This is a genomic window from Mycobacterium heckeshornense (genome assembly GCF_016592155.1).
In the GTDB taxonomy this organism is placed as follows: Bacteria; Actinomycetota; Actinomycetes; order Mycobacteriales; family Mycobacteriaceae; genus Mycobacterium; species Mycobacterium heckeshornense.
This window is the reverse complement of sequence record NZ_AP024237.1, coordinates 4,281,441-4,293,312: the sequence shown is the minus strand read 5'-3', so window position 1 is coordinate 4,293,312 and position 11,872 is coordinate 4,281,441. Positions and strand designations below refer to the sequence as shown.

Genomic DNA, 11,872 nt, shown 5'->3' with positions numbered 1-11,872 from the left:
GGCTATCCGCGGCCCTCACCGTCGCGGACATCGTCAAGCGGCCAGCCCTTGGCGGCCAACCGTGCCCGCACCCGTTCGACGTCCTCGGGGGCCGGGAGCCGGTCGGTGAACTGGGTGATTGCCACGCCGATGTCGATCTGATCGAAATCGCCACGCTTCATCAGCTCGCCGGCCACGGCTTTGACCTCGTCGTTGGTGAGCCGCCGGGACAGCAAGGCCAGCACCGGGAAATAGTCGGTCGGGGGGATACCGTCCGGATACCCGGCACGCAGCCAGGCAACAATCGAGGTGAGGAATCGGTTCACAGTGCGTCAACTTTCGCGTGTGCGGCGGCCAAAAACGGTAAGCACCCGACGATCGCGATGCTACTTGGCGCCATGGGGCCTTGGAGCGCCGAGGATGAACCACCCGGTGTGGTGGGCGATGAATTCGCGTGCGATGAACAGCACGCCGAGCACGACCGCCGCCAGCACCAGGGCGAAAATCGCCCAGCTCAGCACCGTCACGATCGGGCGCCTGACGGCAACGGCGTGGCTATCGGCGCTCACCCCGGCGCCGAGCGCGCCCAGCCGAATGCCGACCGCGAAGAGCGCCGGCAGCCCGGCACCCACGAGCAGACTGAAGACCAGGATTTTCAGCGTGGCGGCGTAGTTGAACCAGGTACTCATGAGGCGGGAGCGCTGGGTGCGGGGACGGTGTCGTCGTCCGGCGGGCTGGGCAGCCCCGCTGTCAAGTTCGCCGGGGAAAGGATCGGTTCGGCCCTGTCGAGTCCGGCCGTCAGGCTGCCTTCCCACTCGTGGTTGACGTTGGTGTGGTCGATGCGCACCTTGCGGGCCTGCAGCCAGATCGCCAGCGAGGTCGCCGAGAGCAGGGCGAAGCCGACGACCACTCCGGCGTACCCGCCGATGACGTGCACCACGCCGTAGGTGATTGCGCCGACGATGCCCGCCGACGGCAGCGTGATCAGCCAGGCGATGATCATCCGGCCCGCCACGCCCCAGCGCACCTCGGCGCCGGGTTTGCCGACCCCGCTGCCCAGCACCGATCCGGTGGCGACCTGGGTGGTGGAGAGCGCATACCCGAAATTGGCGGACAGCAAGATGACGGCCGCGGACGACGACTCGGCGGCCATGCCTTGCGGCGGCTTGATCTCCACCAGCCCCTTGCCCATGGTCCGGATGATTCGCCAGCCGCCGAAGTAGGTGCCGGCCGCGATCGCCACCGCACAGCACACGATCACCCACAGCGGCGGCAGGGTCGACGACCTGCTGACCGCGCCATAGGACATCAACGCCAAAAAGATCACACCCATCGTCTTCTGGGCGTCGTTGGTGCCGTGGGCCAGCGAGACCAGCGCCGCCGAACCGATCTGGCCGCGGCGAAAGCCCTGTTCACTGCGCTGCTCCGGCACACCGCGGGTGATGCGGTAGACCAGCCAGGTGCCGACAGCGCCGACCAGCGTGGCCAACACCGCGGCCACCACGGCCGGGATGATCACCTTGGACACCAGGCCGCTCCAGATCACCCCGTGGCCGCCGACCGCGGCGATCATGGCACCGACGATGCCGCCGATCAGCGCGTGCGAGGAACTGGACGGGATGCCCAGCAGCCAGGTGAGCAGGTTCCAGACGATGCCGCCGACCAGCCCGGCGAATACCAGTTCCAGCGTCACCAGGTGGGAGTCGACCAGGCCTTTGGCGATCGTCGCCGCGACTGCGGTCGACAGGAATGCGCCAACCAGGTTCAGCGCCGCGGACAGGGCGACCGCCGCCCTGGGCGCCAGCGCCCCGCTGGCGATGGACGTGGCCATGGCGTTGCCGGTGTCGTGAAAGCCGTTGGTGAAGTCGAAGGCGAGTGCTGTGATGACGACGATGATCAACAGGAATAAGTCAAGAGTCACAGGGCATCACGGCGCCAATTCTGGGGCTCGAACCTTAAGTTTGTCGAAGGAATCCCGAAAAGAACCGCAGAAGTATGTCGGCTCGTCTTCAGCTGTTCCCCTCTGGTTCACGTAGCGGATCGCGGCGGGTATCGCGGCGCAACGGATGATCGCCGGGTACCTGCACGAAGATCAGCGTGATGCCATCGGGATCGGTCACATGCATTTCGTGTAGTCCCCACGGCTCGCGGCGCGCCTCGCGAGCGATCGGCACACCTCTGCTCTCCAGCTCGGCCTGGGTGGCGCGGACATCGCGCACCTGCAGCCACAATGCGCCGGGAAACGGGCCCTGATAGCGGTCCGAAGTCGGATATCCCGCCAGCTCAAGCAGCGATTGGCCCGCGAAAAACACTGTGCCCGCGCCGTATTCGCGGGCAATCGCCAGGCCGATCTGGTCGCGGTAGAAGCTCAGCGACCGCTGATAGTCCGTCGGCCGGAACAACATTCGGCTGGCCAGGATCTCCATCCTTCGTGTCTACCACGCGTCTGCCGACAGCGGTTCAGGAAGCCGGCTGAATGCGCTGTCGCTTCATCAGCGCGGTGACCCAGCGCGGGCCGACGGTGTCGAGTGCCCGGGCGGCCACGGCGATGCGTGGCGCAATCCGAATCGGGCGTACCCGGGCTGCGGTCACCATCCACTCCGCCGCCTCGCGCGGGGTCAGCGCCGGCATCCCGTCGTAGGCCTTGGTCGGTGCGATCATCGGTGTGGCCACCAGCGGATAGTACAGCGTCGTCGAATGGACTCCCTTTGTGCCCCATTCGGTTTCGATGACCCGGCTCACTGCTGACAGCGCGGCCTTCGACGCGTTGTATACCGAGAAAAGCGGTGACGCTTCGCTGAACACGCCCCAGGTCGCGACGTTGATGATGTGGCCGTCGCCGCGGGCAAGCATTCCCGGCGCGATGCCGCGAATCAGGCGCAGCGGCGAATAGTAGTTGAGCACCATGGTCCGTTCGACGTCGTGCCAGCGTTCCAGCGACTCGGCCAGTGGGCGCCGGATGGACCGGCCCGCGTTGTTGACCAAGATGTCGACCCCGCCGAGGCGGTGCTCGACATCGGCGACCAGCGCGTCGACGGCGTCCATGTCGGACAGATCGACCGCGATCGCGATCGCGGTCCCGCCGTGGTTCGTGATCCGTTCGACCAGCGCGTCGAGCAACTCCTTGCGCCGCGCGACGGCGACCACGATGGCACCGTGGTCGCCGAACTGTTCGGCCGCGGCTTCGCCGATGCCCGATGATGCCCCGGTCAGCAGGATCCGTTTGCCGCGGAGGTCGACCGGTTTGGCGTCGGGGCGGGTGGGCAGCAATTGCGGCGCGATGGGTGGCCGCATGCTGGCCAGCGCAAACGCCTCACTAAGACGGCGCATCGGACTTTTGCTCATAAACCGAAGTCTAGGTGGGGGGTGATCAGCTGCCGAGCCGCCACTGTCTTCAGAAATAGCGTGGGAACCGGCTCCAATCCGGCTTACGCTTCTCGAGGAAGGCATCGCGGCCTTCGACGGCCTCGTCGGTCATGTACGCCAAACGTGTTGCCTCCCCGGCAAACAGCTGCTGGCCGACCAGCCCGTCGTCGATCAGGTTGAATGCGAACTTCAACATCCGTTGCGCCTGAGGAGATTTGGCATTGATCTCCGCTGCCCATTGCAGGCCGGCCGACTCTAGCTCAGCGTGGTCGACCACAGCGTTGACCGCGCCCATCGCATGCATCTGCTCGGCGGTGTAGGTGCGGCCCAAGAAGAAGATTTCCCGGGCGAATTTCTGGCCCACCTGGCGCGCCAGATACGCGCTGCCGTAACCGCCGTCGAAGCTGCCCACGTCGGCATCGGTCTGTTTGAACCGGGCGTGCTGGCGGCTGGCCAGGGTCAGGTCGCACACCACATGCAGGCTGTGCCCGCCGCCGGCCGCCCAGCCATTGACCAGGCAGATGACGACCTTGGGCATGAAGCGGATCAGTCGCTGCACCTCCAGGATGTGCAACCGTCCGGCCCGTGCGGTGTCGACGGTATCGGCGGTCTCGCCCGAGGCGTATTGGTAGCCGCTGCGCCCGCGGATGCGCTGGTCCCCGCCGGAGCAAAACGCCCAGCCGCCGTCCTTCGGCGACGGCCCGTTGCCGGTCAACAGCACCACCCCGATGTCCGGTGACATCCGCGCGTGGTCCAGCGCCCGGTACAACTCGTCGACGGTGTGCGGGCGAAATGCGTTGCGTACCTCCGGCCGGTTGAACGCCACCCGCACGGTGGGATCGGCGACGTGGCGGTGGTAGGTGATATCGGTCAGGTCGGCGAACCCGTCGACAGCTCGCCACGCGCAGGGATCAAACGGGTTGTCGGTCAACGCTGTTCGACTTCCAACGGTTCGACGCGGAACACCGCGCAGCGTCCGGCGAGCGCTTCGAATTCCTCGGGCCGCCCATCGGTGACCAGCCCGGCGCGCTTCATGAACCCCACCCCGGTGGGCACCTGGTTGGGCCATTCGCGCAGCAGCGGGCGGGCTTCGTCGGCTGACAGCTCCACCATCCGCACCCGCTGGCGACGGCGCCCGCGGGTAATCCGGGCCTCGGCTGCGGCCCGGGTGTTCTCCACCCAGTCGGCACCGGGAAATCCCGCCACCACGTACTCCTTGCCGTCGACGGTCATCGGGGTGACCGGCGTCGAGCGCGGCTGCCCGGACTTGCGGCCGCGGACCGTCAACACGACTGGGCCTTCGCCGCCGAATCGTAGGCCCAGCCGCGACATCTGGATGAAGACCTTGTTCATCGGCTTGAGCCACCACGGTGGCCGGATGCGCTGGGTGTCGGACACGGCACAGACACTACTCGCGCCGGGTGCGGTCGCCGAGCGTGCCGCTGTCGTCACGCTCGGGCGCGAACGTGACTGCAGCGTAACGTTCGCGCGCCGTCACGGCTCAGCCGACCGCGCGCTCGGCGCCTTCCCAGAACTGCGCGCGCACCGCCTTCTTGTCCGGTTTGCCCAGCCCGGTGACCGGCAGCGAGTCGACGACCACGACTCGTTTGGGCGACTGCACCGAGCCCTTGCGCTCCTTGACCGCGGCCTGGATCTCCGCGGTCATCGTCGCGATCGCGGCGTCGTCGCGGGGTGCGTCGGGCCGCAGCACCACCACCGCGGTGACGGCTTCGCCCCACTTTTCGTCCGGCGCGCCGACCACGCACACCTGGGCGACCGCCGGATGTTCGGCCACGACGTCCTCCACCTCCCGAGGGAACACGTTGAACCCGCCGGTGACGATCATGTCCTTGACCCGGTCGACGATGTAGTAGAAGCCGTCCTCGTCCTCGCGTGCCATGTCGCCGGTGTGCAGCCAGCCGTCGCGAAACGTTTCCGCAGTCGCGTCGGGCAGGTTCCAGTAGCCGCCGGCCAAAAGCGGCCCGCTGACACAGATTTCGCCGACCTCGCCCTGCTGCACCGGTTTGCCGTCGAGGTCTAATAGCGCGACCCGCGCGAACAGCGTCGGGCGTCCGCACGAGGTCAGCCGCTTCTCGTCGTGATCGCCCTTGGCCAGATAGGTGATCGCCATCGGCGCCTCGGACTGCCCGTAGTTCTGGGCGAAGATCTTGCCGAATCGGCGGATCGCCTCGGCCAGTCGCACCGGGTTGATCGCCGACGCGCCGTAGTAGACGGTCTCCAGCGACGACAGGTCGCGGGTGTGCGAGTCCGGGTGGTCCAGCAGCGCGTACAGCATCGACGGCACCACAAATGTCGCCGTAATCCGTTTCTCCTCAATGGTTTTCAAAACTTCAGCCGGGTCGAACCTGGGCAGCACGTACATTTGGCCGCCCTTGACCAACGTCGGCAGAAAGTACGCCGCCCCGGCGTGCGACAGCGGGGTGATCATCAAGAACCGCGGCTGCTCGGGCCATTCCCATTCCGCGAGCTGGATCATGGTCATGGTGCTGATGCACTGCGCGGTGCCGATGACGCCCTTGGGTTTGCCGGTGGTGCCGCCGGTGTAGGTCAGCCCGATGATGTGATCCGGTGGCAGGTCGGCGGCCACCAGCGGCTGCGGCTGGTATTTCTCGGCCTCGGCCGACAGGTCCTTGGCGACGTGCTTGAGCTGGTCGGGTACCGGGCCGATGGTCAGGATCTGCTGGAGCGAGTCCACCCGCTCCAGCAGCCCCAGTGCCCGCTCGACGAACATCGGGTTGGGGTCGATGATCAGCGTGCTGATCCCGGCGTCGGAGAGCACATAGGCGTGGTCGTCCAGCGAACCCAGCGGGTGCAGCGCGGTGCGGCGGTAGCCCTGGGTTTGGCCGGCGCCGATGATGATCAACACCTCGGGCCGGTTCAGCGACAGCAGCCCCACTGCTGCGCCGGTGCCCGCACCGAGCGCCTCGAACGCCTGGATGTACTGGCTGATCTTGGCCGCCATCTGACCGCCGGTCAGCGTGGTGTCGCCCAGGAACAGCACCGGCTTGTCGCGGTGCCGTTTCAACGCACCGACCAGCAGATGACCGTTGTGCGTGGGGTTGCGCAGCAGCTCGTCACTCATGCAGGCAAGACTAGAACGTGTTACAAAACGCGCGCAGCCCCGGCTACGTCTTGGCGGCGGCCCGCCGCTGGATCTCCTTCTGAACGTACTCGTTGTCCTGCGGAAACTCCTCGGTCTCGGGCACGCGCCGGACCTTTGGGGTCACGCCCGGTCCAAGCGGACAGCGCGTCGCCCAGATTGGCTCCTCTCGTCGGCGTGGCTCACCACAATCGACTCGCCGCGGCGCCATTTCTCGTCGCGCGCCACTAAGATCGCCGGTCATGGCCGCCGCCGACCTCGTTGTCACCGGCACCGTGCTGACCGTCGACGACGCGCGGCCCACCGCCGAGGCGCTCGCCGTCACCGACGGCCGGATTGTCGCGGTCGGCGACCGAACGGACGTCAGCGGGCTGATCGGCCCCGACACCCAGACGATCGACATCGGCGACGGCTGTGTGATGCCGGGATTCGTTGAGGCGCACGGCCATCCGCTGATGGAGGCGGTGGCACTGTCGGAGCGGATCGTCGACATCAGGCCGGTCACCATGCGCGACGCCGACGATGTCATGGCCGCTATCCGCCGCGAAGTCGCGAGACGCGGCGCGGCCGGTGCTTACCTCAACGGCTGGGACCCGCTGCTGCAGCCCGGGCTTGCAGAGCCGACGCTGGACTGGCTCGACGGTACCGCGCCGGATGGCCCGCTGGTCATCCTGCACAACTCGGGGCACAAGGCGTATTTCAACTCGAGGGCCGCCCGACTCGCCGGCCTGACCCGCGACACCCCCGACCCCAAGGGGGCGCGGTACGGCCGCGACGCCCACGGCGACCTCGACGGCACCGCCGAGGAGACCGGCGCGGTGTTCCCGCTGCTGAGCGCCGCGATCCAGCCCGCCGACTATCCGGCCATGCTGCTCGCCGAATGCGCCCGGCTCAACCGCGCCGGGCTCACCACCTGCTCGGAGATGGCCTTCGACCCGGCGTTTCGCCCGCTGGTGGAACAACTGCGCGGCCAGCTGACGGTGCGGCTGCGCACCTACGAGACCTCCAACCCGCAGATGCACACCGACGCCGAACCGGGCGACGGCGACGACCTGGTGCGACAGGTCGGCATCAAGATCTGGGTCGACGGGTCGCCGTGGATCGGCAACATCGATCTGTCGTTTCCCTACCTCGACACCCCCGCCACCCGCACCATCGGCGTCGAGCCGGGGTCCCGCGGGCACGCCAACTACACGCGAGAACAGCTGACCGAGATTGTCGACGCATACTTCCCGCTGGGCTGGCCGATGGCCTGCCACGTGCAGGGCGACGCCGGCATCGACACGATTCTTGACGTCTACGAAGAAGCGCTGCAACGCAATCCGCGCGACGACCATCGGCTTCGGCTCGAACACGTCGGAGCCATCCGCAACGACCAACTGCGGCGCGCCGCCGCCCTCGGCGTCACCTGCAGCATCTTCGTCGACCAGATCCACTACTGGGGTGACGTCATCGTCGACGGGCTGTTCGGGCTGCAACGCGGATCTCGTTGGATGCCAGCCGGTTCCGCAGTCGCCGCCGGCATGCGCATCTCGCTGCACAACGATCCGCCGGTCACTCCCGAGGAGCCGCTGCGCAACATCAGCGTGGCCGCGACGAGGATCGCGCCGAGCGGCCGGGTGCTCGCACCCGAGGAACGGTTGACGGTCGAGCAGGCCATCCGTGCACAGACCATCGACGCCGCCTGGCAGCTGTTCGCCGACGATGTGATCGGCTCGTTGGAGGTCGGCAAGTACGCGGACATGGTGGTGCTGTCGGCCGATCCGCGAACGGTGCCCCGGCAAGACATCGCCGACCTCGACGTGCGCGCGACCTTCCTGGCCGGCCGGCAGGTGTATCCCCGGTGACGCGGCCGCACCTGCCCCGTCTGCAAGACATCCTGGACCGCCTGCATGTCGTCGCGCTGCCGATGCGGGTGCGCTTCCGCGGCATCACCACCCGCGAGCTGGCCCTGATCGACGGCCCGGCCGGCTGGGGCGAATTCGGCCCCTTCCTCGAATACGAGCCGGACGAGGCCGCGCACTGGCTGGCCGCCGCGGTCGAATCGGCCTACCAGCCCCCGCCCCCGCCACGACGTGACCGCATCCCGATCAACGCCACCGTGCCCGCGATAACCGCCGCCCAGGTCCCCGAGGTGCTGGCGCGATTCCCGGGGGCGCGCACCGCCAAGGTCAAGGTGGCCGAGCCGGGACAGACCCTCGACGACGACGTCGCCCGGGTGGAGGCCGTCCGCGCCCTGATCCCGACGGTTCGGGTCGACGCCAACGGGGGCTGGACCGTCGCGCAGGCCGTCGAAGCCGTGAAGGCGCTTACCGCGACCGGCCCGCTGGAGTACCTCGAACAGCCCTGCCGCACTGTCGACGAGCTCGCCGAGCTCAGGCGCCAGGTCGACGTCCCGGTCGCCGCCGATGAAAGTATCCGCAAGGTCGACGACCCACTCCACGTGGTCCGCGCTCGCGCCGCCGATGTCGCGGTGCTTAAAGTTGCTCCGCTGGGCGGTATTTCGGCCCTACTGGGGATCGCCGCGCACATCGACATCCCGGTGGTGATCTCCAGCGCGTTGGATTCGGCGGTCGGCATCGCCGCCGGGCTGCACGCCGCGGCCGCGCTGCCGGAGCTGCGCCACGCCTGCGGGCTCGGCACCGGCGGGTTGTTCGCCGAGGACGTCGCCGAGCCTCGAGCGCCGGTCGACGGCTACCTACCGGTCACCGGCGTCGGGCCCGACCCCGCGCGGCTGCAGGCGTTGGCGGCATCGCCACAAAGACGGCAGTGGTGGATCGACCGGGTCAAGGCCTGCTACCCACTGCTGGTTATGTCCTGATCTGTGGGGTATGTGTCATAGACGCCACGCCCAGGATCGCCAACACTGAATCCATGTCGCGATCTGTGGTTGTCCTGGGCTTCCCCGGCATCCAGGCACTGGATGTGGTCGGGCCGTTCGAAGTGTTCGCCGCGGCGTCCACGTGCCTTGCCGCGCAGGGCCGTGACGGTTACCAGCTGGTGCTGGCGTCCGTGAACGGCCAACCGGTGCCGACCCGAATGGGCCTGACTTTCGCCACCACCCGGCTGCCCGACCCGCGCCGTCCGGTGGACACCGTGGTGCTGCCCGGCGGGCGCGGAGTCCACGACGCGCGGAAGAACCCGCAGATCATCGACTGGATTCGGGCCGCCGCCGGCAGCGCTCGCCGCGTCGCCACCGTCTGCACGGGCGCCTTCCTCGCCGCGCAGGCGGGATTGCTCGACGGCTGCACGGCCACCACCCACTGGGCCTACGCCGATCAGCTCCGGCGCGAATTCCCCTCGATCACCGTTGATCCCGAGCCGATCTTCGTGCGCAGCTCGCCGACGGTGTGGACCGCCGCCGGTGTCGCCGCTGGCATCGACCTGGCGCTGTCGCTGGTCGAAGACGACCACGGCACCGACGTGGCCCAGACGGTGGCCCGCTGGCTGGTGCTCTACCTGCGCCGCCCCGGCGGGCAGACCCAGTTCGCTGCCCCGGTGTGGATGCCGCGCGCCAAACGTGAACCGATCCGCCGCGTGCAGGAAGCGATCGAGTCGCAGCCCGGCGCCGCGCACAGCATCGCCGACCTGGCCCGCCGCGCCGGGATGAGCCCGCGGCATTTCACCCGGCTGTTCACCGACGAAGTCGGCGAGCCGCCCGGCGCCTACGTCGAACGCGTCCGCATCGAGGCGGCGCGCCGCCAGCTCGAAGAAACCGACGACACCGTCGCGGCGATCGCCGCCCGGTGCGGCTTCGGAACACCAGAAAGCATGCGGCGCAACTTCGTTCGGCGCATCGGCATATCCCCAGACCAGTACCGCAAGACCTTCGCGTGAAAACCTAAGGAGCGCGACGTGACTCAGATCGCGATTGTGACCTATCCCGGCTTTACCGCACTGGATTTCATCGGCCCCTACGAAGTGTTGCGGTGGCTGCCCAACGCCGACGTCCGCCTCGTCTGGCACGAGCCCGGCCCGATCACCGCGGACTCCGGTGTGCTGGTCGTCGGCGCCACGCATTCGTTCACCGAAACGCCTGCTCCCGATGTCGTTTTGGTGCCCGGTGGTATGACGTCCGTCGAGCACGCGCGTGACGAGAAGCTGCTGGAGTGGCTGCGGCAGGCTCATCAGAGGGCGACGTGGACCGCCTCGGTGTGCTCAGGGTCGATCATCCTGGCCTCCGCGGGGCTACTGGCCGGCAAGCGGGCCACGTCGCACTGGATGGCGCTGAGCACCCTGAAAGCGCTGGGCGCCATTCCCATTGACGACCAACGCATCGTGCAATCCGACGACAAAATCGTCACCTGTGCGGGGGTGTCGGCGGGCATCGACCTGGCGCTGTGGCTGGCCGGGCAGATCGGTGGGGCAAGCCGCGCGAAGGTCATCCAACTGGCCATGGAATACGACCCGCAACCACCGTTCGATTCCGGCCACATGTCCAAGGCGTCGGCGTCGACCAAGGCGGCGGCCACCGCTTTGATGGCCAGGGAGCTCGTCAAACCGGACCAGCTCAAAGCGGCGACGATGCTCCTATGGGACCGCGCCCTCAACGGTGTGCGCTCGCGGCGCAAGCGTCGCCTTGTACCGTCCATACGGTGATCAACCTTGCTTACGACGACCGCGGATCTGGCGAGCCGGTGCTTTTCATCGCCGGCCACGGCGGCGCCGGGCGCACCTGGCACCTGCATCAGGTTCCGGCGTTTCTGGCCGCCGGTTATCGCGCCATCACGTTCGACAACCGCGGGGTGGGCGCCACCGAGAACGCCGAGGGATTCACCACCCAGACCATGGTCGGTGACACCGCGGCGCTCATCGAAAAGCTGGACGCCGCCCCGGCACGCATCGTGGCCACGTCGATGGGTGCGTTCATCGCGCAGGAGCTCATGCTGGCCCGGCCCGACCTGGTCAGCCAGGCCGTGCTGATGGGCACCCGCGGCCGGCTCGACCACGTCCGTGAATTCTTCCACACCGCCGAGGCCGAGCTGTACGACTCCGGCATTCAGCTGCCGGCCTCCTACGATGCGAAAATCCGGCTGCTGGAAAGCTTTTCGCCCAAGACGCTGAACAACGACACCGCGATCGCCGACTGGATCAGCATGTTCACCATGTGGCCGAGCAAGCCCACCCCGGGAACGCGGTGCCAGCTGGAAGTGTCGCCGAAGAACAACCGCTTGCCGGCCTACCAGGCCATCACCGCGGCGGTTCTGGTGATCGGTTTCGCCGACGACCTGGTGACACCGCCGCACCTGGGCCGCGAGGTCGCCGACGCCATACCCAACGGGCGCTACCTGGAGATCCCCGATGCCGGACATCTGGGGTTTCTTGAGCGGCCGGAGGCCGTCAACGCCGCCGCGCTGCAGTTCTTCGCCGGCGGCTCCGCCTGAAACGCCTGGCTAGTCTGGACTA

General features: G+C 67.9%; 13 protein-coding genes. 5 read left to right on the top strand and 8 right to left on the bottom strand.

Translation table 11 applies throughout. The features are described 5' to 3' along the window. Positions 1-2: 2 nt before the first annotated feature. The 8 genes from MHEC_RS20715 to fadD8 form a co-directional block, all read right to left on the bottom strand. Positions 3-305 (bottom strand): DUF3349 domain-containing protein, encoded by a 303-nt coding sequence (locus MHEC_RS20715; protein WP_048889632.1) that lies wholly within the window; start codon positions 303-305, stop codon positions 3-5. 60 nt (positions 306-365) lie between these two features. After that, positions 366-668, bottom strand: coding sequence for a hypothetical protein (locus MHEC_RS20710; RefSeq protein ID WP_048889633.1), 303 nt, complete (start codon positions 666-668; stop codon positions 366-368). Continuing rightward, the gene (locus MHEC_RS20705) at positions 665-1,900 is read right to left on the bottom strand and encodes an inorganic phosphate transporter (RefSeq protein WP_048889634.1); all 1,236 of its coding nucleotides are present in this window, start codon (positions 1,898-1,900) and stop codon (positions 665-667) included. Before MHEC_RS20705 ends, MHEC_RS20710 begins: the two co-directional genes overlap by 4 nt. An 88-nt stretch (positions 1,901-1,988) precedes the next feature. Further along, positions 1,989-2,405 carry a VOC family protein gene (locus MHEC_RS20700; protein ID WP_048889635.1) on the bottom strand — a complete coding sequence of 139 codons (417 nt, stop codon included), beginning with the start codon at positions 2,403-2,405 and terminating at the stop codon, positions 1,989-1,991. 34 nt (positions 2,406-2,439) lie between these two features. Continuing rightward, positions 2,440-3,324, bottom strand: coding sequence for an SDR family oxidoreductase (locus MHEC_RS20695; protein ID WP_048889636.1), 885 nt, complete (start codon positions 3,322-3,324; stop codon positions 2,440-2,442). Positions 3,325-3,373: 49 nt separating this feature from the next. Then, complete coding sequence (locus MHEC_RS20690; protein ID WP_048889637.1) at positions 3,374-4,276, bottom strand: 1,4-dihydroxy-2-naphthoyl-CoA synthase; 903 nt, start codon at positions 4,274-4,276, stop codon at positions 3,374-3,376. Continuing rightward, the gene (locus tag MHEC_RS20685) at positions 4,273-4,698 is read right to left on the bottom strand and encodes a nitroreductase family deazaflavin-dependent oxidoreductase (RefSeq protein WP_048889684.1); all 426 of its coding nucleotides are present in this window, start codon (positions 4,696-4,698) and stop codon (positions 4,273-4,275) included. The genes MHEC_RS20690 and MHEC_RS20685 overlap by 4 nt, the downstream gene beginning before the upstream one ends. A 148-nt stretch (positions 4,699-4,846) precedes the next feature. Then, positions 4,847-6,448: a fatty-acid--CoA ligase FadD8 gene (fadD8, locus tag MHEC_RS20680; protein WP_048889638.1), complete on the bottom strand. Its 1,602-nt coding sequence runs from the start codon at positions 6,446-6,448 to the stop codon at positions 4,847-4,849. Between the two features lie 260 nt (positions 6,449-6,708). Here fadD8 and MHEC_RS20675 point away from each other — a divergent pair, with 260 nt between their 5' ends. The 5 genes from MHEC_RS20675 to MHEC_RS20655 are packed head-to-tail and all read left to right on the top strand — an operon-like array spanning position 6,709 to position 11,850. After that, a complete protein-coding gene (locus MHEC_RS20675) occupies positions 6,709-8,313 on the top strand; it encodes an amidohydrolase (RefSeq protein WP_048889639.1) in 1,605 nt (534 codons plus the stop codon). Next, positions 8,310-9,287 (top strand): o-succinylbenzoate synthase, encoded by a 978-nt coding sequence (locus MHEC_RS20670; protein ID WP_071700454.1) that lies wholly within the window; start codon positions 8,310-8,312, stop codon positions 9,285-9,287. The genes MHEC_RS20675 and MHEC_RS20670 overlap by 4 nt, the downstream gene beginning before the upstream one ends. 53 nt (positions 9,288-9,340) lie before the next feature. Beyond that, positions 9,341-10,303 (top strand): GlxA family transcriptional regulator, encoded by a 963-nt coding sequence (locus MHEC_RS20665; RefSeq protein ID WP_048889640.1) that lies wholly within the window; start codon positions 9,341-9,343, stop codon positions 10,301-10,303. An 18-nt stretch (positions 10,304-10,321) separates the two neighbouring features. Further along, positions 10,322-11,065, top strand: a complete 744-nt coding sequence (locus MHEC_RS20660; protein WP_048889641.1) for a DJ-1/PfpI family protein — start codon at positions 10,322-10,324, stop codon at positions 11,063-11,065. Then, complete coding sequence (locus MHEC_RS20655; protein WP_048889642.1) at positions 11,062-11,850, top strand: alpha/beta fold hydrolase; 789 nt, start codon at positions 11,062-11,064, stop codon at positions 11,848-11,850. Before MHEC_RS20660 ends, MHEC_RS20655 begins: the two co-directional genes overlap by 4 nt. The last annotated feature ends 22 nt before the right edge of the window (positions 11,851-11,872 follow it).